This is a genomic window from Aulosira sp. FACHB-615 (assembly GCF_014698045.1).
In the GTDB taxonomy this organism is placed as follows: Bacteria; Cyanobacteriota; Cyanobacteriia; order Cyanobacteriales; family Nostocaceae; genus Nostoc_B.
This window is the reverse complement of record NZ_JACJSE010000056.1, coordinates 1-22177: the sequence shown is the minus strand read 5'-3', so window position 1 is coordinate 22177 and position 22177 is coordinate 1. Positions and strand designations below refer to the sequence as shown.

At 40.7% G+C, this 22177-nt stretch carries 19 protein-coding genes and 1 pseudogene; 10 read left to right on the top strand and 10 right to left on the bottom strand.

Translation table 11 applies throughout. From position 1 onward, the window contains the following. Positions 1-120: 120 nt before the first annotated feature. Positions 121-612 carry a hypothetical protein gene (locus H6G77_RS36100; protein WP_190873963.1) on the top strand — a complete coding sequence of 164 codons (492 nt, stop codon included), beginning with the start codon at positions 121-123 and terminating at the stop codon, positions 610-612. A gap of 76 nt (positions 613-688) precedes the next feature. Next, entirely contained in the window at positions 689-874 is a 186-nt protein-coding gene (locus tag H6G77_RS33880; protein ID WP_190677057.1) for a hypothetical protein, read from the top strand. A gap of 7 nt (positions 875-881) precedes the next feature. Here H6G77_RS33880 and H6G77_RS33875 read toward each other — a convergent pair whose 3' ends face one another. The 7 genes from H6G77_RS33875 to H6G77_RS33845 form a co-directional block, all read right to left on the bottom strand. Next, the gene (locus H6G77_RS33875; protein ID WP_190677055.1) at positions 882-1475 is read right to left on the bottom strand and encodes an MT-A70 family methyltransferase; all 594 of its coding nucleotides are present in this window, start codon (positions 1473-1475) and stop codon (positions 882-884) included. Then, on the bottom strand, positions 1472-1675 hold the full coding sequence (locus H6G77_RS33870) for a hypothetical protein (protein WP_190677053.1): 204 nt from the start codon (positions 1673-1675) through the stop codon (positions 1472-1474). The genes H6G77_RS33875 and H6G77_RS33870 overlap by 4 nt, the downstream gene beginning before the upstream one ends. A gap of 15 nt (positions 1676-1690) precedes the next feature. Further along, positions 1691-2047: a hypothetical protein gene (locus H6G77_RS33865; RefSeq protein ID WP_242049401.1), complete on the bottom strand. Its 357-nt coding sequence runs from the start codon at positions 2045-2047 to the stop codon at positions 1691-1693. Positions 2048-2088: 41 nt separating this feature from the next. Then, complete coding sequence (locus H6G77_RS33860; RefSeq protein ID WP_190873962.1) at positions 2089-2976, bottom strand: hypothetical protein; 888 nt, start codon at positions 2974-2976, stop codon at positions 2089-2091. A gap of 26 nt (positions 2977-3002) precedes the next feature. Beyond that, entirely contained in the window at positions 3003-3461 is a 459-nt protein-coding gene (locus H6G77_RS33855) for a DUF1392 family protein (RefSeq protein WP_190873961.1), read from the bottom strand. Between the two features lie 5 nt (positions 3462-3466). After that, a complete protein-coding gene (locus tag H6G77_RS33850; protein WP_190873960.1) occupies positions 3467-3865 on the bottom strand; it encodes a hypothetical protein in 399 nt (132 codons plus the stop codon). Positions 3866-4002: 137 nt separating this feature from the next. Continuing rightward, positions 4003-4833, bottom strand: coding sequence for a hypothetical protein (locus H6G77_RS33845; protein WP_190873959.1), 831 nt, complete (start codon positions 4831-4833; stop codon positions 4003-4005). Positions 4834-4993: 160 nt separating this feature from the next. On the opposite strand from H6G77_RS33845, the gene H6G77_RS33840 reads away from it, so the two are divergent. From H6G77_RS33840 to H6G77_RS33810, 7 genes are all read left to right on the top strand, one after another. Further along, entirely contained in the window at positions 4994-5215 is a 222-nt protein-coding gene (locus H6G77_RS33840; RefSeq protein WP_190735156.1) for a ribbon-helix-helix protein, CopG family, read from the top strand. A 47-nt stretch (positions 5216-5262) separates the two neighbouring features. Continuing rightward, a complete protein-coding gene (locus H6G77_RS33835; RefSeq protein WP_190873958.1) occupies positions 5263-6216 on the top strand; it encodes a hypothetical protein in 954 nt (317 codons plus the stop codon). A 24-nt stretch (positions 6217-6240) separates the two neighbouring features. Continuing rightward, positions 6241-6495 carry a hypothetical protein gene (locus H6G77_RS33830; protein ID WP_190873957.1) on the top strand — a complete coding sequence of 85 codons (255 nt, stop codon included), beginning with the start codon at positions 6241-6243 and terminating at the stop codon, positions 6493-6495. Further along, positions 6492-6893: a PIN domain-containing protein gene (locus tag H6G77_RS33825; protein ID WP_190873956.1), complete on the top strand. Its 402-nt coding sequence runs from the start codon at positions 6492-6494 to the stop codon at positions 6891-6893. The genes H6G77_RS33830 and H6G77_RS33825 overlap by 4 nt, the downstream gene beginning before the upstream one ends. A 197-nt stretch (positions 6894-7090) precedes the next feature. Beyond that, on the top strand, positions 7091-10399 hold the full coding sequence (locus tag H6G77_RS33820; RefSeq protein ID WP_242049400.1) for a CHAT domain-containing protein: 3309 nt from the start codon (positions 7091-7093) through the stop codon (positions 10397-10399). A 77-nt stretch (positions 10400-10476) separates the two neighbouring features. Further along, positions 10477-10812 carry a hypothetical protein gene (locus H6G77_RS33815; protein ID WP_190873955.1) on the top strand — a complete coding sequence of 112 codons (336 nt, stop codon included), beginning with the start codon at positions 10477-10479 and terminating at the stop codon, positions 10810-10812. A gap of 22 nt (positions 10813-10834) precedes the next feature. Then, positions 10835-12391 (top strand): hypothetical protein, encoded by a 1557-nt coding sequence (locus H6G77_RS33810; RefSeq protein WP_190873954.1) that lies wholly within the window; start codon positions 10835-10837, stop codon positions 12389-12391. A 25-nt stretch (positions 12392-12416) separates the two neighbouring features. Here the strand turns inward: H6G77_RS33810 and H6G77_RS33805 are convergent, their stop codons facing one another. The 3 genes and pseudogenes from H6G77_RS33805 to H6G77_RS33800 form a co-directional block, all read right to left on the bottom strand. After that, positions 12417-15074 carry a CHAT domain-containing protein gene (locus H6G77_RS33805; protein WP_396020701.1) on the bottom strand — a complete coding sequence of 886 codons (2658 nt, stop codon included), beginning with the start codon at positions 15072-15074 and terminating at the stop codon, positions 12417-12419. 816 nt (positions 15075-15890) lie between these two features. Continuing rightward, positions 15891-16421, bottom strand: a pseudogene (locus H6G77_RS36095) (transposase); the annotation flags it as partial. 38 nt (positions 16422-16459) lie between these two features. Next, complete coding sequence (locus H6G77_RS33800) at positions 16460-16693, bottom strand: hypothetical protein (protein WP_190873953.1); 234 nt, start codon at positions 16691-16693, stop codon at positions 16460-16462. 1167 nt (positions 16694-17860) lie between these two features. On the opposite strand from H6G77_RS33800, the gene H6G77_RS33795 reads away from it, so the two are divergent. Further along, complete coding sequence (locus H6G77_RS33795; protein ID WP_190873952.1) at positions 17861-22102, top strand: CHAT domain-containing protein; 4242 nt, start codon at positions 17861-17863, stop codon at positions 22100-22102. Positions 22103-22177 lie beyond the last annotated feature (75 nt).

Genomic DNA, 22177 nt, shown 5'->3' with positions numbered 1-22177 from the left:
GTAATTTTAATCTATACTGTGTCTGCTGGTTAGAGAATTACATATCAAGAAGTATCAAAAAATATAAGTATTTTAGCGATCGCTCTTCTCTTAAAAACTTTTTGGTTTACTGAGCAAAGGTTGTCGGAACTTGAAGCCAGCCATAACCCATTCGCTACAGTAGTAATGGCTCACTTGGCGGCGGTACAGACCCGTAGTAATAGATTGCAAAGAAAACAATCAAAACTGGCTTTAGTACGTCGGTTGTACGAGCAGGGGTTTGAACGCGAGGCTGTTGTTAACCTGTTGGCTTTTATTGATTGGATGTTGACATTACCATTAGAGTTAGAACAGGAATTCATTAGAGAAGTTGAACAATTGGAGGCGCAACAGCGTATGCAGTACGTTACTAGTTTTGAAAGAATTGCCCGAATAGAATCTTTGTTAAAAGGCATAGCTTTAGGATTGAAACTTAAATTTGGAACACCTGGACAAGATTTATTACCTGAAATTGAGCAAATTGAAGATTTTAGGTTGCTCGAATCAATCTTGGCAGCAATTGAAACAGCGAATACTGTTGACGAATTGCGTTCTATTTATCAGCCCGCAGATGACACTCCGCCACAAAATTAGCATTGGAAAATTTGATATTTGATTTTCTAGGTTCAGTTAACTCCGTTAACGGTTCAGATGTCAGGAATCGCAGGTAATGTTTGATTTAACACCTTGGAAACATACTCGGTTTTACCAAGAAATTGTCCAAGAAACAAAGTTGCAAATAATACCTCGATTCTTAAAGGTAGGATTGAGTGTAGAGCAAATAGCTGACGTACTAAAGTTGGACATAGAGACGGTACAACAAGCTATCACCGCCGAAAATAGGACAGAATCTTAGTTGGGGTTTAAGCACTGGCCGAAATAGTCTCATCCAAAGAATCAAACTTATCCGCCTGATCTCCCCAACAATCCCAACCGTCTCTAGAAGAACGTGCGAACATCTCCAGCTTGGTCAGTGAAGGACACAACTTCTCTACAAGTTCAAAAAACTGTTCGGGTTTCCTGGAATGCTCACGGCGTGGTGCGTGTATGATGGTGGACTGGTTTGTGAGTGTTCGTCCAGAGAAAGCTTTGACATTGCCACGAACAGCCAACGCACAATGTTCAGTGCAGTTTCTCAGCCAGTGGCCAGTCCCAAGATGTGTTTTAGTGCCATCTTTGGTAACTTTTTCCCAAGTCAGAATAGTTTTGAGGTCGAAACCCCACGTTTGTAAACATTGGGAAGCCTCAATCATGTGATTATTGGTGAACCACAAAAATAAAACGCAGCCAGAGCGGTCGCATAATTCCCCAATAGGTAATGCCAGAATTTCTTCAATTCGCATTGGTTGGTAGGAAATACGGTTGCGATGGGTCTTATCTTGATTGCGGAGTCTATAGAACCAAGGAGGATCTATCACAATGCACTGGTATTGACCTTGTAGATTTGAAAGTCTCATGCTACCTCCTGTGGTTGTTGGACAATCGTTGCGCTAATTGATTCAAAATCAACTTGAAAAATATTTAAATCTGGTGTTATTTCGCCACTGTTATATAGACCAACAATATGCTGTCTGATTGCATCTTCTGTAAGTCCATCTGGTAGATAAATGTGCGCTTCACTAACGACCTTTTCAACTATTTGAACTACGACTTTCATAAAGTCTCCTAAAACTTATTTAATTTCCGCTTTAAGCAATAGACCTTTAGGAGATAACACCCAATACGTATAATCTCCGTCATTAACTTCTTGCACAAATTCCCAAGCTTGAAGTTCTTTGAGAGCGTCTAAAAGAAATTCATCAACACCATCACCAGAAAAACTCCCACCCTCGGCAATCATGTCTATAGTTCCTTGCATTTCGGGGTCTGTGAGTGCTTCTTCTGGTGAAGTCAAAATTTCAATAATATCGACATAAACCGTACTGAAGATACACTTTCTACCATCACTGGCTATAGCTTGGGTTTGTAAATCAAAGGGGATGATCATAAAATCTCCGGTGTTGAGTGTTAACTGTTGACAAATAACCAATGACTGTTGACTAATGACCGATGACCATTAACCGATGACCATTAAGCCGTAACCACAGCTTTCTTAGAGAATGCCCCCGCTTGCTTAAGTGCCACTGCCGGATTCGGGTGTGCGAAAAACTCCTCGATTGCTTTGGTTAACCCCGCAACCACCGCAGGGTCATGACAGGCGTAAACGTAAACTGGTTGTTGAGTGCCATTAACCAAACGATCCTCTTGGCGATCGCCCAACTGTGGGTAAAATGTCCTCACCCATGTACCCAAATGTCCCCGATAATGTGAACCACTGATCGGGACTTTTTTACCAAGTTCACTTTCTGCAAAATTCACAACCCCAAGCCATCGTTCATCTGAAGGAGCCAACATCTTCCGGTTGTGTTCAGCTAAAAGATTCCCAGCATAGTCCTTTACCTGTTGCTCCATATAAGGGTTAAGTCTGCCACCAGTCAACTCGGCTAAAGTTTTCATTGCTTCGACAAGAGTGTGCAATCGCTGTTCAACTGGAGGAAGTGTTGGTGTGGGTGGTTGTTGGGGTTGAGTGGTGGGTTTTATCCAACCCATAATGTCTTGCATCCAGGCGCGAACACCGATACTTTCAAATGCTTCACAGGCGAGTCTTGCTTGTTGGCTGCATCTTTTCCCAGCCTCAAAACCGTAATAGTGAAGTATTGCGGCAACAGCTACATCAGGGATACCAGACTGTGACCATCCTAAAATGTCAGCACACTCAAACCGTTTACGGACAAGCTTTTCAACTAATTTAGAGTGAGAAATGTCAGCAGCAGTTTTCAAGCTTCTCAAGAGTCCAGCGTCGTTGATATCAGCTAATCTGGCTGTTGCCCGAATACTGGCTTTACCCTGGCCATTAGCATCAACAGTGATTTCTTGTTTTATCTGGTCAATAATTTGAGCGATTTCGATTTGTGACATAATCGTTGCTCCCTGTTAAAAAATACTTACATACAAACTCGAATTAAATCTGTTTCGCCCACCAACGGAAAACGCACAGGTGCAGCCAGTGGTCGAACCAAAGCTGGGGACATAAGCTCGACAACGTAAAACCAAGCGTTATTCACCAAAACAATCCCCAGAATCAAACGTTGCTTTGTGGCGTGGCTATCGAAGCGAAGCATGACGCGCTCTCCCAACACGAATGCAGGTTTTCTCAAATATGTGGACTGTAACTGTCCAGTACCGATAATCTCGTGTTTGGTGAAATATGTGATGGAGCGTTCGCAGTTGACCGCATAAACCCATCCTGTGTCCTGCCACAACACCCCGCAGCAGTAGCCGAATGTTCCAGAATCGGTGAGATAGACTTTCTCGGACAAGTTCACTTCCAGCGATGGCATTTGTTGACTCCAAGGTGGCGACAAATACCAGCATTTTTCCAGGGTGATGATTGCACAGGACATAATGTTTACCCAACCAAAGTTTTAATTGCGAGTTGATCTAATGAGGCAATCAGATTTTTGATTCTGCGGGGGGGATTTTTGAGAAATCGTTTCAAATCCTGACTTTTAACTTGAAAATGCGTTGCAGAGCGTTGTTTTCCCACAAACCAGCCACGTTTTACCCATCCCGCCACAGTCGAGGAATCCACACAAAGAGTTTTGGCGATTTGGTTGCAGCTATAGTTGTCTAGAGTTGTACGGGTGGAGTAGCCCAAGCGATTCAGTTTTTTATTAATCCCCTCGGTTGTACGTTGATAACCGTGTCTTTTGAGCCGACGCGCAATTTGTCTAAGGGTGTAAGCTTCTGACATTTCTTCGAGGACTTCTATTTCCTCTGGTTCCCATTTGCGCCATGTTCTGTTCATGGTTAAAGCTTTGTTGGTAAATGAAGTTGATTAATGAGAGATTGGGACAAAATTACTGAGGTTGATGCGCGTGCTGATAGCTACATTTAAAACTGGTACGTCACATAAATTAGTGGGCATCCAAGCCCACTTTCTCCCTACACAGCCAGTAACGCCCTCGCCTCAAACAACCCCTGCAATTCCCTTGACGACAACTGCTCAAGCGGATGATATTGCAGATATTCGTTAGCCGTTGGTAATTCATCCGGGATTTGCAATAACCAAACAGCATCTTTAACAGAGTCACAAAAGACTTTCTCTGGTTTGACTTGGGATGCGCTTGTGAACCACCAGTTGCCATTGGTGCAGCCTGCTTGTCCGAGTTTTACGTCTTGTTTGTAAATGCCGTCTTCGAGCAGTTCTAATCCGTGCTGTTCACAGGCATCGAAAATCTGCGCCATGATTTCATTGCCAGTTGTGCAGGTTTCTTCTGGTTCTGATTGTTCTGGTTGTGTTGCTTGGCTTGGTGGTGCTAGGAATTCTTCGTTGAGCGTTCCATTTTTGTGATGCCATTGGATGTAGCGTTGGCATCGCGCCCAGGTGTTGGCACGGAATTTCTCTACTCCAGCCACCGTGACTATCCAAGGTTGCGTTACAAAGTCAGCGCAGTCGTAGGTGATGCTGGCAATCAGTTGTGTGCCGCAGTAAATCTCGTGTTCGTAAAAAGAAATTTCTCTTACTGTTAATTCTTCCGGTGCAACCGCCTGAGCTTGGTCTGCGATGTACCCGTTGAACTCGCCTTGCGCTATGTCCTGCTCGTCAACCTTCTGGAGTTTGCTTTCTTGGTAAGAGGCGATGGCACTTCTCCACGAATCCTTGCATCGTCTATCGTTTACTGTGGTTGTGCAGCCGATTTCGCTGTAGGTTTGCTTTAGCTGGGGTAGGGATTTGCAGCGTAGCTGTTGTTGGGTGTAAATGTTATGAGTCATAATTATATTTCCTGTTAAAGGATCAAAAGACGAGCGCACAAGTTTCCAAGGCGAGGGCGGTCGTCTTTTGCTTTTTGATACTTTTATGATATACACACATACACACATCGTCAAGTATGTATATAATCAAATCTGGTTGAATATATGTGTAGGTATTGATATGGTTAAAACGCTAGTGCCAAAAGATTATCGAGTTAAGCCAGGAAAATGGGGTGAAAGCAAGCAAAGGGTTCAAATCATGTTGACCCCAACAGCGATTGAGCTTGTTGATGCTATAGCTGAACAGATGGAATTAACTAGAGCAGAAGTAATTGAGAGGTTAATTCGTTCCAAATGTCTCAACCTTGAAACCTTAAAAGAGATTGCTGGGGATGATGATTAAAGAGCTTGCCAATCTTTGCTTTTGGTCTGTTTGATTACAACTGATTCATGAACAACCCAGCCCGTAAGCGCAAGAAAGCCACCATCTCCGCATCACCCAATCCAGAATCGACCAACTCAGATATCTCCCTTCAAGAAAACCCAGCTTCAGCAATTATTGACGTTTCTGCCGTTGAAGTTCCTGAATTAACTGAGCAAGAGCAGAGCGATCGCCTGCACCTTGAGCGAAAAGTGGAGAGGGCGTTTTTTGAGGCAGGTAAGGCTTTGGCAGAATTACGCGATCGCAAACTCTATCGTTCCACTCACCGCACATTTGAGGAGTATTGCCGTGATAGATTTGGGCATAGTCGGCAACAGTCAAATTATCTGATTGCCGCAGCTGGTGTTTACGAAAATCTGACAACCAATGGTTGTCAAAATGTGACGGATGAAAATTTGACAACCATTGGTTGTCAAATTCTGCCAACAAGTGAACGACAAGTTAGACCCTTGGTTCCTTTGACAGTAGAGGAACAACTTACTTGTTGGCAGTCCGCAGTCAAAGAAGCTGGTGGTAAAGTGCCAACTGGCCGCATTGTTAAAGATGTCGTGCAAAGGATAATAGAGAGTACCAAAATACCCAACAGTTACCAAATCGGTGAAGTCTGCCAAATCCTTGCAAAAGATAATCCAGAACTCAGGGGTAAAGCGGGTTGTTGGGCGATTGTCGCTCAATTGAATGACTTTAGTTGTACTGTAAAAACTTGGAATGGTGAAGTGACGCTTGGGGTGCAGCATTTAAGGTCTTTTGAGTATCTGCCTGCCGAATGCCAGCAGATGCAGGAGATGTGCGATCGCATCAGTAGAATATATTGTGATTCACTGGAGGAGACAGTCAAAAATCTGTTGCAGTCGTTGGGGAAGCTGAACCGTCCTTATCTTACGGCGGTGGAAGAGAAGCTGTTGAGTGTGGTTGAGCGAGAATACGGCATCATAGATGAAATACCGCGCAATTCTCAATAAACCCAGAACCAGGAGAAAACAGTAATGCAAAGTATAAAGTTATGTTCTCATGTTGGGGCTGACGGCATTTTGCACCTTGAGATTCCCGTTGGCATCACAGACAAAGAAATGGAAGTCGTAGTGATTTATCAACAGATAGAACCATCCGCCACCCCAAAAACACCTGAAGAACTGGGGTGGCCACCAGGATTTTTTGAGCGAACAGCAGGGTCATTAGCAGATGACCCAATCCAAAGATATCCCCAAGGTGAATATGACACTAGGGAGTCCTTAGAGTGAGATATTTGTTAGATACTAATGCTTGCATTGTTTATCTGAACCGTCCGATGTCTGGCGTGAGGCAAAGGTTAGAATCGCTATCACCAGCAGATATCGCTGTTTGTTCAGTAGTAAAAGCTGAACTATTTTATGGGGCAATGCGAAGTAATAATCCTACAAGAAATTTAGCATTACAAGAAGGATTTCTAAACAATTTTGTATCTTTACCCTTTGACGACAGGGCAGCACGAATTTTTGGTACTATCCGAGCAGAATTGATGAATTTTGGCACACCAATAGGGCCTTATGATTTGCAGATTGCCGCGATCGCAATAGTCAATAACTTAACACTAGTCACACATAATACTAGAGAATTTCAACGCATTCATAACTTGTTGATTGAGGATTGGGAGATATAGCAATCGCCAAAATAACAAATGCGATCGCATTCTATTTTTACCTGAAACTAGTAGTGGGCAATCGAAAAATCAGTAATTGTCTGTTCACAAGTAAAAAACACTCATCAAGAGGTTATTTGTCAAAAACGTATCATCTGTGAAGGAATTCTCCGCTTTTCTGGAATTTAGAGTATTGTTATTGAATCATTGTCTTGATTATGTTGCGTCTCATGCCCTTACCCATGAATGAACAGCGTCAGCAAGCCTATTTCAACCTGATTCAATGCCTGTTGAATTGCCATAGTCACGATGAAATTCGAGAGATTTTGGCACAAAACCAACCATTAGTGGATGTTGGCTTCTTGCAGACGGTAGAAGCAGTAGCACAGATGTTTTCACAGCAAGGGGATGAGAATGCAGCGAATTGGTTGCAAAATTTGGCAATGCAACTAGGGGAAGTGTTGAATCTAGATACTCAAGTAGATTTGCAATCTCTGAGTGAAGAGGAGATACAAGCATATTTCCAATTCTTGATGCAGGTACTACAAGCAACCGCAGATAGTGAAGGTGATACCCAGGTAGTTTACCCCTTGATGGCACAGAATACAGACAAACTCGACGGAGTGTTAGCAGAAATACTACGTCATTGGGGGACAAATACACTGCGGGAATTGGAAGCAGATGAGGCGGAATATTTAGCAGCAGTTATTGTTGAATTTAGCAATTTATTAGCGCAATTCTCCTTGGGTAGCAAAGCCAACAAGATGGAAATTGCTATTATTGGCTATGAAGTGGCTTTAAGTGTCAGAACCAAGGAAGCTTTGCCTGTTGATTGGGCAGCAACGCAAAATAATCTCGCTAATGCCTACAGGGAGAGAATCAAAGGAGACAAAGCAGAGAATATCGAAAAGGCGATCGCTGCATATACTGCGGCTTTAAGTGTCAGAACCAGAGAAGCTTTGCCTGTTGATTGGGCAATGACGCAAAATAATCTGGGACTTGCCTACATTGACAGAATTCGAGGAAACAAAGCAGAAAATATTGAACGAGCAATCCAAGCCTGCACATATGCTTTGGAAGTTAGAACTCGTCAGACTTTCCCTCAACAATGGGCTGAAACGCGAAATAATTTGGCTAATGCTTACTCCAACAGAATAATAGGAGACAAAGCAGAGAATCTCGAACAAGCAATCAATGCCTACACAAATGCCTTGGAATTTTTTAACCGTGAGGATTTGCCTCAACAATGGGCAATAACGCAAAATAATTTGGGCAATGCTTACTCTAACAGAATACTAAGAGACAAAGCAGAGAATCTCGAACAAGCAATCAATCACTACACAGATGCTTTGAAAGTTTTAACCCGCGAAGTTTCACCCCAAAATTGGGCAATGATACAAAATCATCTGGGAATTGCTTATCATTACAGAATTAAGGGAGACCCTACAGAAAATCTTGAACAAGCAATCAATGCCTACACAAATGCTTTGGAAGTGAGAACCCGCGAGGTTGCACCCCAACAATGGGCAGCAACACAAGACCATTTAGGTACTGCTTACTATAAAAAAATACTGATAAATTCGGCAGAAAATACTGAACTTGCTATTAAGGCTATTAAGGCTTATGAATATGCTTTGGAAGTGAGAACCCGCGAGGTTGCACCCCAAGATTGGGCAATAACGCAAAATAATTTGGGGAATGTTTACTCTGTCAAAATTACAGAAGAACCAGCCGAGAATTTTGAAAAAGCGATCGCTGCATATACTGCGGCTTTAACTGTCAGAACTAGGGAAGCTTTACCTCAAGACCATGCAGAAACATTGTTCTCACTGGGAAAAACTTACCAAGATGTAAACCAGTTTGATTTAGCATACAATACTTTTGAGTTTGCAATCGTTACTATAGAATCTTTACGAGAAGAAATAGTATCTGGTGAAGAAAGCAAACGCAAACAAGCGGAGAATTTTAACAAAGTTTATAGCTGCATCGTAGAAGTTTGCTTGCAATTAAATAACATTACCGAAGCAATTGAATATGCTGAACGGAGTAAAACTCGTAATTTAGTTGAACAAATCCTCGAACGCGACGCTAAAACCATCTTCCCTCCAGATGTTGTGACTCAACTAGAAATATACAGAGATGAAATAGCCGTAGGACAATATCAAATCCAAAATGGTAAAGCAGAAAATCCCCAAGACTTAGCAAAACGTCTCCAAGAATTGCGACAGCAACGTAACGAATTGCAAAACCGCTATTTACCTGTTGGTTATGGTTTCGATTTTCATTCATTTCAAGCTAGTTTGAATGAGAATACAGTCATCATTGAGTGGTATATTCTGGCTGAAAAAATCCTGGCGTTTATTATCACCAAAACAGGAGAAATAAAAATTTGGCAATCCTCACCAGAAGACAGAGAAGCTTTAGTAAATTGGGGAAAGCAATATTTACGGAATTACTATAATCAAAAAGACCAATGGAGGAATAGCTTAGAATTAGAACTGAAGCACTTAGCTGAAATCCTGTACATTGATGAAATAATTGCAATCATAAATCAGTTATCAAAACACTGCCATCAACTCATTTTAATTCCCCATCAATTCCTGCATTTATTACCCCTTCATGCTCTACCAGTAAATCAAAATGCTGAAAATTCGTGCTGTCTTCTAGATTTATTTCCTTATGGTGTGAGCTATGCACCCAGTTGTCAATTACTGCAACAGGTACAACAACGCAAACGTCATGATTTCCAATCTTTATTTGCGATTCAAAACCCCACAGAAGACTTATATTTTACTGACTTGGAAGTAGAAACCATATTATCGTACTTCCCCTCCCATCAAGTATTAATCAAAAAACAAGCTACAAAAGCTGCCTTATCCCAAACAGCAACACAATTAAAACAAGCGAATTATCTCCACTTTTCTTGTCACGGTTCTTTCAACTTTAATTCTCCTCAAAATTCTTTCTTACTACTAGCCGATGCTTATGTTTCGCCTATTCCTGCTGATGCTAACCCCGAAAGATTTCTCAAAATATCTAATACCGAAGCCGTAGACTTAAGTAAATGTTTAACATTGGGTAATTTATTTGAGCGCACCTTCGATTTTCGTCAAACTCGTCTTGTGGTTCTCTCCGCTTGCGAAACTGGTTTAATTGATTTCCAGAATACCAGCGATGAATATATCGGCTTACCCAGTGGCTTTATCTATGCAGGTAGCGCCAGCGTGGTAAGTAGTTTGTGGACAGTAAATGATTTCTCCACTGCATTTTTGATGATTAAATTCTTGCAAAATCTCAAAGCTGCTATGGCTGATAATGAAAATTTTTCAGTAGGAGTCGAACTCCAAAAAGCACAGATTTGGCTACGAGATGCGACTACATCTGAATTACAGGCATGGGTAAGTAAACTAAAATTAACACCAGAGCAAGCTGAAAATATAGAGTCAAGCCTAGACTGGTTTGATTCTGATGAGCAACCATTTGAAAATCCCTATTGGTGGGCAGCCTTTTGTGCTATTGGTAAGTAAATTTGTGTCACTCAATCCTACTAAAACAGGGATATCACCAGTAAATTATTAACCCAAAATTTTAAATCGAAAATCCTATGACCTCAGATCCCCTACTCCAAGCACTTCCCGTTCTTCTTGAAACTAAACCCGAACTATTTTCTCCTAATGACCTTCAAGATTTGCTGCAAACTCTAGCACCTTTGGAGAATAACCCCCCAGAAAACGCTGATGAAATTCTTAGAGAATGGTGTAAAGCACGACGACCTATCCGCGATGCACTGAGGAACTTAGCAAGAGATCGCGCAGAAGTAAAAAAGGTCAAACCTTCCGAACCCAATGATGCAAAGCGTATTACTAACTTCTTCCAAGAATTAAGCCAACAGGTAAAAGATAAACTCGAACAACAAAACCAGAGTCAAAATAAACAATAACTATCAAACCCGGCTAACAAAAATGTCTGCCAAAATCTATGCTCCCAATGTCCATTTGTTTGCCTTTCATTTAAAAGACAGCAATCAGCCTAACTTACTCTGGGATAAATGCAATCATATTCTCTCTCAAAAATTTGGTGTCACCAAGCTACTGGAAATAGAAGAACATGATGGATATCGAGTTGACCTACTGAAAGATAAAACTGACGATGATGTATCTCTCCAATTTGAGAGTACAGTTTACCAAAATGGTACACCATTGCCCATTGCTGGATTTGTCACTTCTCTCCGCATTCATGATACCTATGTCCTGAATTTAAACTTGCGTCGTCCCGAATTTGATGAAAACGATAAAAAGACAAACCCTGTAGACTTAAGCTTTTTAGAGCTTCTCAACCCATCTGGGTGTTTAATGCCCAACCAAATGGATGTTTCCCTCGGTCAAACTATACTATTGACTGTTTGGTACACACCCGAAAAACAATGGTTGCCTTGGAAATTACCGCAAAATCGTCAACAATTAAGGGAGTTAGCAGATAATTGTTTAAGAGAATTTATCCCCAATAATTACCCTTGCCCAGACTTTAACCAAGAAGGTCAACTATTTGGCAGTCCCATATTTGAATATGGTCTTCCTACCCAAGAAAAAGATTACTGCCATGTACTTGTTTGGGTATATTGCGAATCAGAAACAAGTGAAATATTTGTCAATCACTATAATAAGTTTGTCAATTTATTTTGTTATTTCAACAAAACAGTTGCCGCCTATCATCGCAGCCGGAAAGTTTATCAGGTGATTCGGCAAGATTATCAAAGTAATCAAGCATATATTGAAAAAATATTCAGAGAAATACCTGTTGATAAAACTCTTAAGGAAGCAGAATTAAAGCAATTCAAGCAATACCTGAAAGATATACCTCAAAAATATTTATCATTCTCGGAATTAATTAATGAACTAGATAACTATCATTTAACAATTGAAATTAATGCCCAAAACTATAGGCGAGAAATTGGGGATATTCAAAGCCGACTTCCAGGAGAAAATCTTAGCTTCCTAACCCGCTTTATCGATGAAGATTGTCGTCTTTTCATCGAACAAATTCAATTTGACTTAGCATACTCCCAAAAGGGAGCCGCTTTACTCGAAAAAGCAATGACAGCCATTCAGGGACGGGTGGAAATTGAACAAGCAGAGAGCGATCACACTACCCAAGAAATTCTTCGCCAAAAAGAAGAAAGCGATCAAGTGCGAGATCGCAATTTACAAACCACTATCGCTATACTGGGTGTTGGCTTAAGTGCTGCGGGAATTGGTTCTAGCACCGCAGCCTACATAATTCCTCAACAACAGCCACCAATACCAATACATCTGCCTTTTACAACCTCTCAACCGCATCCATTTGCCCTATCGGTAATGTTAAGTCTGGTTTTTGGGATTATAGGTGCATTTGCTGGTTGGGGTTGTAGTGATGTGTTCCAAGCGATTGCTACACGTAGATTCAAGTCCCTTCAAGCTAGTCGCAACCAGTCAACAGTATTAATGGAATCAAAGCCCACTACAAAGGGAAAAGCAAAATAAATCAAGCAAATATTAGCATCCCAATTTACTGTCCAATGGCACAAAAGGCTGCCCAGTATACAGGATTTTGGAATGGTTTTTCATTGCTATCAAACCAATTCAGCGTATCATAACTTTTTTGGGCTTGCTCTGATGATGATTTTAAATTATTGATCCATACCTTTAATTCTTTTGTAGTCGCATTTCTCAGCCAAAGTTGTGCTTTTTGAAGTTCGACTGCTACAGAAAAATCTTCATTATCAACCATAGTAGCTTTTAAATTTTGAATAAATTTAATCATCAAAAACGCTGTAGATAAATCCTCTACTTTCCATAAACTGCTAACTACAGCTTTACTTCCTGCTAACAAAAAACCACTAGGCAAACCAATATATTCATCACTAGTATTTTCAAAATCAATCAATCCAGTTTCGCAAGCGGAAAGAGTAACGAGGCGACAATTTTCCAATTTGAGGCTGAAGATTTTATCTAGGGTAAGGCATTTTTCTAAATCGTGAGTTTCCCCTGCTCTTACATTCATATAATGTTCGGAATCCTGTTTCGTTGGTGCGGCTGTGACGGGTACATTTGCTAAAATTAAGGCTGATTTACTTGCATTTGTTAAGTTAAAATACCCGTGACAGCTAAAGTGAGCGCAATGGTAAGTATTTAAGCTAGAGTTATTAATTGCCGTGAGAGTCGCTGCTGTTTTTCTCAGGACAGTGGAAGTATTAAAGTAGCTTTGAATAACTTGTACTTCTAAATCAGTATAATTTAGGTCTTCTGTGGGGTTTTGAATTGCAAATAGAGATTGAAAATCATGACGTTGGCGTTGTTGCACTTGTTGTAAAATTTGACAACTAGGTGCATAGCTTACGCCTTTGGGAAATAAGTCAATTAAGTATGATGATTTGACTGGTAAAGCATGGAGAGGGAATAGGTGTAAGTAGCGATGAGGAATGAGGATTAATCTTGGGCATTGTTCGGGGATGTGGGCTAATATTTCTTCAATGTGCAGAATTTCTGCTAACTTGTTCAGGCGTGTTTCTAGTTGATTCTGCCATTTGTCATTGATTTTTTGCCTATATTCATCGTAGTCGGCTAGATATTCATTTATCCAATTGATTAAAGCATCTAAATCTTCTGATTGTGATTGCCAAACTGTCAAGTGTTGTCCGTGAGGTTTGATGATAAAAGCGAGGATTCTATCTGTGGCAATGTACCATTCTATAATTGTAATGTTTTCATCTAAAGTTTCTGGAAATTTATCAAACTTGAAACTAGAACCAATAGGTAAATATTTATCTTGTAATTCATTACGCTGCTTTCGCTTTTGTTGGAGATGTTTTGCTAAGTCTTGAGGATTTTCCGCTTTACCATTTTGGATTTGATATTGTCCTACTGCTATTTCATCCCTGTATGTTTCTAGTTGAGTGACAATATCTGAAGGGAAGATGGTTTTAGCGTCACGTTCGAGGATTTGTTCAACTAAATTGCGGGTTTTACTGCGTTCAACATATTCAATTGCTTCGGTAATGTTACTTAATTCTAAGCAAACTTCGACCATGCAGCTATAAACTTTATTAAACTTCTCTGCTTGTTTTTGTTTGCTTTCTTCACCAGATATTATTTCTTCTCGTAAAAATTCTACTGTATCAATGGCAGACTTAAAAGTACTGTATGCTAAGTCAAACTGGTTTGCGTCTTGGTAAGTAATTCCCAGTGCGAACAAAGTTTCTGCATGGTTTTGAGGCAAAGCTTCCCTAGTTCTAACATTTAAAACCGCAGTATAAGCAGCGATCGCTATTTCAATATTCTCAGCTCTGTCTCCTTTGATTCTATCGCTGTAGGCAATGGCGAGATTATTTTGCGTCATTGCCCATTCAAAAGGCAAAGCTTCTCTGGTGTGGACAGTTAAAGCCGCAGTATAAGCAGCAATGGCATTCTCGATGTTCTCAGCCCTGTCTCCTTTGATTCTCTTGCTGTAGGCAATGGCGAGATTATTTTGCGTCATTGCCCATTCAAAAGGCAAAGCTTCTCTGGTGTAGACAGTTAAAGCAGTAATACAAGCAGCGATGGCATTTTCGATGTTCTCAGCCCTGTCTCCTTTGATTCTCTTGCTGTAGGCAATGGCGAGATTATTTTGCGTCATTGCCCATTCAAAAGGCAAAGTTTCCCTGGTGTAGACAGTTGAAGTCACAGTAAAAGCAGTGATGGCATTTTCGATGTTCCCAGCCCTGTCTCCTTTAATTCTATCGCTGTAGGCAGCAGCGAGATTATTTTGCGTCACTGCCCACTCCACAGGCAAAGTTTCTCTGGTATAGACAGTCAAAGCAGCAGTACAAGCAGTGATGGCATTTTCGATGTTCTCAGCCCTGTCTCCTTTGATTCTCTCCCTGTAGGCAATGGCGAGATTACTTTGCGTCACTGCCCACTCCACAGGCAAAGCTTCCCTGGTGTAGACAGTTAAAGCGGCATTGTAAGCAGTGATCGCAATTTCGATGTTTTCTGCCCTGTCTTCACGAATTCTAGAACAGTAGACAGTTGCAAGATTATATTGCGTTGTTGCCCAGTCAACAGGCAAAGATTCTTTAGTTCTGACAGTTAAAGCAGCATTACAAGCCGCAATGGCAATTTCGATGCTCTCTGCCTTGTCTCCTTTGATTCTCTCCCTGTATGCAAGTGCGAGACTATTTTGCGTCATTGCCCATTCAAAAGGCAAAGATTCCTTAGTTCTGACAGTTAAAGCAGCATTACAAGCCGCGATGGCAATTTCGATGTTCTCTGCTCTGTCTCCTTTGATTCTCTCCCTGTAGGCGTTTGCAAAATTATGTTGCGTTCTTGCCCAATCTTGAGGCAAAGCTTCTCTAGTGTAGACAGTTAAAGCAGCATTACAAGCCGCGATGGCAATTTCGATGTTTTCAGCCCTGTCTCCTTTGATTCTCTCCTTGTAGGCATTGGCGAGATTATTTTGCGTTCTTGCCCAATCTTGAGGCAAAGCTTCTCTGGTGTAGACAGTTAAAGCAGCATTATAAGCAGCAATGGCATTTTCGATATTCTCAGCCTTGTCTGCGTTGATTCTCTCCTTGTAGGCATTGGCGAGATTATTTTGCGTTCTTGCCCAGTCAACAGGCAAAACTTCCTTAGTTCTGACAGTTAACGCGACTTCATAGCCAGTAATAGCAATTTCTATATTACTGGCTTTGCTACCCAAGAGGAATTGCGCTATTAAATTGCTAAAGCTAACAATAACTGCTGCTAAAAATTCTGCTTCATCTGTTTTTGCTTCCCCCAGTGTATGTGTTCCCCAGCGATGTAGTATTTCTGCAAACACTCCATCGAGCTTGTCTGTATTCTTTGCCAGCAATGGGTAAACTACCTGGGGATTACCTTCGCTGTCTGCGGTTGCTTGTAGTATCTCTGTCAAAAATTCAGCATAAGCTTGTCTCTGCTCTTCACTCAGAGATTGCAAATCTACTTTAGTATCTAGATTTAATATTTCCCTTAATTGCGTTGCCATTAATTTCTTCATCAGTATTGCTGCTATTTGTGGTTTGGTTAAGTACTTATCTTCTGGCTTTAATCTTTCATGAGGCTTATATACTTCAAACAGCAATGGAAACGTCATTCCACAGAATACGCCATACGCTGTAACTACTACAATTCCATTTTCAACTTTTCCTAAATTTCCTATATACTGCCTCTTCACATAATCTGTTGATGTTCCCTTTTTTTTATCTCCTGTTTCATCGATAATTAAAATAATTGGTCTACCTTTTAAAACTTTAAGAATTAGCTCTAACCTTAAATTTCTTAACTTCTCTATATCCCAAGGTGATGTAGTTAGAAAATGATGTAAACCCTGCTGATTATCTAATCCAACAATTTTGGCTATTTCTGGTAATGTTTTTCGCTTTAGTTCGGAGATACATCCTATATGTAAGTATTTAAATGCCTCAAAGCTTCTAACATCTGAAAACAGACTTTTATACCATTGGCAATATTCGTCCACGAATTTGATTGTTTTTATGGGCGGACGAGGCTCTACCATTCTCTGTGCTTACGTTCTAGGTTTTTTACGCTCTTATACTACCGCGAAAGTGACAAATCAGGGATAATCCGATTGACTTGTGCAATGATACTGATACCGTTTTGAAAGACTACCTGAGCATTAGAATTCGTTAGAACTGGTTGTTGAGCAAGTTCCCACTCAATAGGGACGATGCCACTATATTTCAGAAAATCTGGAGTTAAGATTGTCGGGTTGTACTGTTTCGTTGCGATCACAATGGCAATTTCTTGAATACTTAGACTTTGGCTCATTCGCTTTTTTATCTGGGTAAATTTAATCTTGAATCGGGAGAGAGCTAATTAAAAAATTAACCCAGTCTACCTTACGCCAAAAGCTGCCTCCAATCAAAAGCCGCATTTTTCGCAGCTTTGCGCGACTTCAATACTTAGTGAAGCCCTCTATTTGTTAATAATTAATCATCAAAGAATAATCCCAATTTTTACTGAGATTATTCTTTGTGATATTCATCTACTTATATAACATGAGTATTTAATTAATTTATGCGTAATTACTATATTAAGTAATGTTTTTTTCAATCAGGAGTATTTATGAAAATTATTCCTAGAAAGATAAACTTTTAGTAAAGTTCAACTTTCTGAATAATAATTCCTGACTTTTCATGAGATTTAGAAAGTTAGGACTAGATGAACAAGTTAAACAGGTGTAATGGGTTAAGCCAGTGCTGTTAACGAAAAAAGCCTTAAAAGCAACTAGTGGGTCATTTGGCACGTTTATATCCATAGAAAAAATTTATCGATTAATACTAGATGAAAGTCTGTTGCATTTTGAATAAAAGTATGTGTATTCAGCTAATTTCAAATCTTCCCGCAGTATGATCACTTAAAATGGTTTTTTGCTATTTCAAAATGGGATTATTCTCTAGTTAGTCGCCACTTGCAGCAGGTTGAGGAATTCTCTCACGCGATCGCGTTGGGATGATTTGAGCGATACTGATATTGATGCTGCTGATGGGATTGTTTCTATTGTGCGGTCTTTTAACGAAACTGTTGGGGTCGAGTGAGGGCTGCTTGTGGGTGGGTGATCACATTACACGGTTGCGGGAGAATGAGAAGCTGGAGGAAGCTGCCCGTGCTGTGTTGAGGTACTTGCTTGAGAGAGTCGAGGCGACCGTATTTGACTGCGTTTGAGGAAGAGCTTTTGAGTTTTTTGGAGGAAGAATCTTCATTACCGGGATGAGTAATGCTCACACAGGAGATACAATAAATAAGTTCTCCTTGATGCGTAAAAACTCCCCACCTTATACGTATAAGGATTTGAAGTATCTGGGCGCAAAATCATCATGTCCCTTCAGAAGAATCAAAAATCAGATTTGACTGCTTGTGTAATAAAATACCAATAATCTCTGCGTTTCTTTCAAACCCGTTAATTTCAACAAAGTCAAGCTGTTTGCATCGATCATGAAAAAGTTAGTGATCCTTCAATTTGATGGTGAGTTTTCTACAGGATATAAAGTAACGTTAGAAGTGGGCGAAGAGGGAAAACGTCCTAACTTGAGAATCAGGGGAGAACTACCATCTGCTCTTGATATTATTCAATGTTTTCAAAATTGGCGTGATGTTTACCGCAGTTTGGATGAACGAACTCGGATTAAAACACTTGGCGCTAAGAATGTCAATATTGATGATTTGAAACAAAAATGCGATGAGCGATCGCAAAATTTACTTAATTCTTTTAATTCATGGTTACAATCACAATCTTTTAACCCGATTATAAATTGCTTATCTCAACAAGATTGGGATAGGGGAGATGAAATCAGAGTAATTCTTAGTACAGATTGTCAAGAAATACGTAAACTACCTTGGCATTTGTGGAACGGATTTGATGCTATACCTTATTTCCGAATTACACCTTTTGAAGTTGCTTTAAGTGCGCCGGATGCTGAACGCAGAGAACGACCATTTAGAGAAAAGATTAGGATTTTAATTATTCTGGGTGATAGTACAGGAATAAATGTTAAAGCAGATGAACAACTACTACAAAAATATTGTGGTGATGCAGAAATAGTTACCCTTGTAAAACCATTGCGGCAGGAACTAAATAATTATTTACAAGATGAAATAGGTTGGGATATGTTGTTTTTCTCTGGGCATTCTCAAACTCAGGGGACACAGGGGCGCATATTTCTCAATCATGATGATAGTTTAACAATGGCAGAATTGAGAGATACTTTGCTGCCAGCGATCGCCAAAAGATTGCAATTAGCAATTTTTAATTCTTGTGATGGTTTGGGAATCGCAAGAGAGTTAGAAAGTTTGCAGATTCCCCAAGTAATTGTCATGCGCGAACCTGTTCCCGATAAAGTTGCACAAGAGTTTTTAAAGCATTTTTTAAAATCATTTACAGGCGGCAGTTCCTTGTGTAATTCTGTGGGATATGCAAGACAACAATTACAGAGGCTTGAGTCACAATTTCCCTGTGCCAGTTGGTTACCTGTAATTGTCCAAAATCAGTTAGAAGTGCCGCCAACATGGCAAAGTTTGGGTATTACTCGCAGTCCATATCGGGGTTTGATGGCGTTTCGGGAAGAAGATGCGGAAAATTTTTTTGGACGAGAAGCGTTTGTTGAGCAATTGGTAATTGATGTTAACCGTAAACCTTTGGTTGCAGTAATTGGTGCTTCTGGTAGTGGGAAATCTTCGGTGGTGTTTGCTGGGTTAATTCCCCAACTGCGGCAGTATAATATCCTAGAAGATAATGGTGGTTCGGACTGCGATCGCTCTATGGGCAGATCCTTCCAGGAGCATCGCCAATGGCAAATTATTTCTTTTCGTCCGGGTAAGAACCCTTTTGAGTCTTTGGCTATAGCCTTGGAAGAATTCAGGGGAATAGCGGCGGAATTGCTCACTTCGCCAGATGCTCAAATTTCACGACGTAGACAGGAATTAGAGCTAGAAATTGACTTAAAACGCGATATCTCTAGTCTACAAAAAATTATTGCAGATATTCTTCACACCCTATCCCCTACTCATCTTCTGCTAGTTATTGACCAATTTGAGGAAGTTTACACCCTTTGCCCAAATGCTCAAGAGCGTCAAATTTTTATTGATAGCTTGCTTAATGCTGTTAGTCATACCCCGATGTGTACTTTGCTGATTACCTTAAGGGCAGATTTTTTGGGTAAAGCCATGTCTTACCAACCTTTGGGTAAGGCTTTACAAGATTATCCCCCTTCCTTGCTTGTGCCGATGAGCCGTAAGGAATTAGAAAGAGCAATTATTCAACCTGCGGCAAGGTTTTCTGTGGAGTTGGAGGAGGGTTTGGTTAATAAGTTGATTGATGATGTGGGTTCGGGGGAAGGTAGCTTACCGTTACAGCAGTTTGCTTTGACGCAACTGTGGGGAAAACAACGTCCGGGATTGTTGACGCATCAAGCTTATACAGAAATTGGTGGGGTGACGCAGGCTTTAGCAAATCATGCGGAGGCTGTTTATGCTGGGTTGAGTGAGACGCAACAAAAAAGAGCGCAACGGCTGTTTATTCAGTTGGTGCAACCGGGGGAAGGTACGGAAGATACCCGGAGGTTGGCGACTCGTGATGAGGTGGGGGATTATTGGGATTTGGTGACGTTGTTGGCTAATGAGCGTTTGTTGGTGACGAACCGGAATCAGTTGGTTGAGGATACGGTGGAGGTTGTGCATGAGGCTTTGATTCGGAATTGGGGACGGTTGCGGGGGTGGATGGATGATAATCGGGAGTTTCGTGTTTGGCAAGAACGGTTGAAGGTGGCTTTGCAGCAATGGGTGGAGAGTGGTAAGGATGAGGGGGTTTTGTTGCGGAGTGCGACTTTGGCTGTGGCTGAGGATTGGTTGCAGAAGCGGGGGGAGGAAGTTAGTAAACCGCAGCGATGGTTTATTGAGAAGAGTGTGGAGTTGCAGGAGCGGGAGAGGAAGCAGAAACAGAGGTTGCGGAGGAGTGTGATTACTGGGTTGGTTTGTGGTTTGGTTGTGATTTCTGGATTTGCTGCGGTGAGTGAAATTCGTAGGACTGATGCAGAAATTGGTAGATTGAGTGTTACCGCAGAAAAATATTTTGCACAAAATGACCATGAAGCGGCGTTAACAGAAGTTATTAAAGCTGGAAAACTACTAAAAAATATTTGGAAACCTTGGATAACGTCAGAAAATCGAATGCTGGCTGTATCCACATTGCAGCAGGTGGTAGATGAGTTTCCAATTCAAACTCTTAAAGGTCACGCTTATACAGACTCAATTACTAGTGTCAGCTTTAGTCCTGACGGTAAAATCCTTGCTTCTGAATTAGATGGAGGTACGGTGATACTTTGGGATATTAACACAGGTAAAGAAATCAAAACCCTTCGAGAGCCAGGCGTTCGTAGCGTCAGCTTTAGCCCGGATGGCAGAACCCTTGCTTTCGCAGGAGATGGTATAACACTGTGGGATACTACAACTGGTAGGAAAATTAAAACTCTTATGGGTTATTCCATATTTAATGATGTCAAATTTAGTCCCAATGGTAAAACCTTTGCTTCTGCATCGCATTACCCAGTTGTGACAATTTGGGATACTACAACTGGTAGGAAAATTAGAGACCTTGTACATGGACACCGTGTTAACCAAGTCAGTTATAGTCCAGATGGTAAAATTCTTGCTTCCGCATCAGATGACCATAAGGTTACGCTTTGGGATACTTCCAATGGCAGAGAACTTAAGACCTTTGAAGAAACAGATCAGGTTGCGTATGTAAGCTTTAGTCCAGATGGCAAAATTGTTGCTTCTGCACCAGCATCTGGTTCTAATGTAACGATTAGGGACGTTTCCACGGGTAAAACAATCCTAACTTTCTTGAACCATTCAGATCACATTGCAGGCATCAGCTTTAGTCCCGATAGCAAAATCGTTGCTTCCGCATCGATTGACAATACAATACAACTTTGGGATGTCAATACTGGCAAGGTAGTTAGTACTGTGAGAGCCAACATAACTCCGTTGGTTCAAAGTATCAGCTTTAGTCCAGATGGCAGGACTGTTGCTTTCCCATCAGATAAAAATACTGTAAGACTTTGGAATATTACAAATACTACTAGAGCAAAAACAATGCTCCAGTGGGGAGAATATCACATTCTTACGAATACAAGAGGAACGAAAACGAAAATTTCTTCTATTAGAAGTTTCAGCTTTAGTCCAGATAACAAAATTGTTGCTGGAATTGTTGATGGAAACGCATATAGCTTTCAACCTGGGGGTAGAGTAAAACTTTGGAATACTTCTAATGGAAAAGAAATCAAAACCCTTCTTCTTGGAGATAAAACTGATATAAGCGCAATCAGCTTTAGTCTCGATGGCAAAACTATTGCTTTCGCATTGGATGATGGTACGATAACATTCTGGGATGTCAGCACTGGCGAAAAAATTAAAACCTTCAAAGATCATACAATCTCTGTTGATATTGAATTTAGTTCAGATGATAAAACCCTTGCTTCCGCATCGAGTAATGGTACAATAACACTGTGGGATGTCAATACTGGCATAAAAATTAAAAACTTTAGAGATCGTGCAGACTCAGTTGATGGTAATGGCTTTAATCCAGATGTTGACTTTAGTCCAGATGGTAAAATCCTTGCTTTCGCGTCACTTGCTGGTACAGGGGGAACGCATCTAAATATAGTACATAATTACTAAAGCAGAGATAAAGGCAGCGATCGCTGATGATATAGAGGTTGAGCAATGAGGGTTTGATGGTAAAGTCATTGTAAA

What these genes read in the sequence shown, in the direction of transcription:
- H6G77_RS33880 (WP_190677057.1), top strand. Translation starts at nt 689, where the DNA reads ATGTTTGATTTAACACCTTGGAAACATACTCGGTTTTACCAAGAAATT.
- H6G77_RS33875 (WP_190677055.1), bottom strand. Translation starts at nt 1,475, where the DNA reads ATGAGACTTTCAAATCTACAAGGTCAATACCAGTGCATTGTGATAGAT.
- H6G77_RS33870 (WP_190677053.1), bottom strand. Translation starts at nt 1,675, where the DNA reads ATGAAAGTCGTAGTTCAAATAGTTGAAAAGGTCGTTAGTGAAGCGCAC.
- H6G77_RS33860 (WP_190873962.1), bottom strand. Translation starts at nt 2,976, where the DNA reads ATGTCACAAATCGAAATCGCTCAAATTATTGACCAGATAAAACAAGAA.
- H6G77_RS33855 (WP_190873961.1), bottom strand. Translation starts at nt 3,461, where the DNA reads ATGTCCTGTGCAATCATCACCCTGGAAAAATGCTGGTATTTGTCGCCA.
- H6G77_RS33850 (WP_190873960.1), bottom strand. Translation starts at nt 3,865, where the DNA reads ATGAACAGAACATGGCGCAAATGGGAACCAGAGGAAATAGAAGTCCTC.
- H6G77_RS33845 (WP_190873959.1), bottom strand. Translation starts at nt 4,833, where the DNA reads ATGACTCATAACATTTACACCCAACAACAGCTACGCTGCAAATCCCTA.
- H6G77_RS33840 (WP_190735156.1), top strand. Translation starts at nt 4,994, where the DNA reads ATGGTTAAAACGCTAGTGCCAAAAGATTATCGAGTTAAGCCAGGAAAA.
- H6G77_RS33835 (WP_190873958.1), top strand. Translation starts at nt 5,263, where the DNA reads ATGAACAACCCAGCCCGTAAGCGCAAGAAAGCCACCATCTCCGCATCA.
- H6G77_RS33830 (WP_190873957.1), top strand. Translation starts at nt 6,241, where the DNA reads ATGCAAAGTATAAAGTTATGTTCTCATGTTGGGGCTGACGGCATTTTG.
- H6G77_RS33820 (WP_242049400.1), top strand. Translation starts at nt 7,091, where the DNA reads ATGTTGCGTCTCATGCCCTTACCCATGAATGAACAGCGTCAGCAAGCC.
- H6G77_RS33815 (WP_190873955.1), top strand. Translation starts at nt 10,477, where the DNA reads ATGACCTCAGATCCCCTACTCCAAGCACTTCCCGTTCTTCTTGAAACT.
- H6G77_RS33810 (WP_190873954.1), top strand. Translation starts at nt 10,835, where the DNA reads ATGTCTGCCAAAATCTATGCTCCCAATGTCCATTTGTTTGCCTTTCAT.
- H6G77_RS33805 (WP_396020701.1), bottom strand. Translation starts at nt 15,074, where the DNA reads ATGACGCAAAATAGTCTCGCACTTGCATACAGGGAGAGAATCAAAGGA.
- H6G77_RS33800 (WP_190873953.1), bottom strand. Translation starts at nt 16,693, where the DNA reads ATGAGCCAAAGTCTAAGTATTCAAGAAATTGCCATTGTGATCGCAACG.
- H6G77_RS33795 (WP_190873952.1), top strand. Translation starts at nt 17,861, where the DNA reads ATGAAAAAGTTAGTGATCCTTCAATTTGATGGTGAGTTTTCTACAGGA.